Origin of the sequence: Spiroplasma sp. hy2, from assembly GCF_044714365.1 — a bacterium.
Taxonomy (GTDB): domain Bacteria; phylum Bacillota_I; class Bacilli_A; order Mycoplasmatales; family Mycoplasmataceae; genus Spiroplasma; species Spiroplasma phoeniceum.
The window spans coordinates 1-599 of the sequence record NZ_RXFZ02000338.1 but is presented as its reverse complement, the minus strand read 5'-3'; the positions used below and the strand labels follow the sequence as shown (position 1 = coordinate 599).

The 599-nt window shown below is 26.0% G+C and carries 1 protein-coding gene; it reads right to left on the bottom strand.

The features are described 5' to 3' along the window. Window positions 1-599: hypothetical protein (locus tag EHV01_RS06395; RefSeq protein WP_422066726.1), on the bottom strand; the 599-nt coding region annotated here is incomplete at both ends.

Here is a 599-nt window from a genome sequence, read left to right as displayed (position 1 = left end):
TACCGTATTCTTTTTTTGATTTTTTAGATCACATTGATGCTGTTATTTTATCTGTTAAAGTAAATGCTCAACTTGTATTACTTGCACTAGCACCGATTATATCATTTACCTCATCTTGAGTATTATATCTAAATACATCTAAGGGGATATTACCTTGATTTTTTGCTTGTGGACGAGTACTATCTTCAACAATAGGCCAATAACTTTCATCATAAAATGTATAGTTTGCTTTACCAATAAATAAAGGAATACCAGTTTTAATATTTGGATATAAATTATTAGTATTTTTATCTATTGTTTTTCAATAAATCGGAATCCCTAAGCTTATTGCATTTAAAAATTTCCCAACAATAGGAATATCACGCTGTGTTCATGCAATACTTTCTGTTATATCTATTGGTAATGAAATAATATGATTAACCATAACACTAAATAAATTTAACATATCTTTTAATTGACCACGATTTTTACTTGGGTTAATTGTGTTATATCCTATATCAACATTATATTTAAAATAACCATTTGCTCGTACATCAAAATCTTTAATAACCTTATTACCTTTATAATTTAAAGCAACATCTTTAACTGTTAAATTGTTT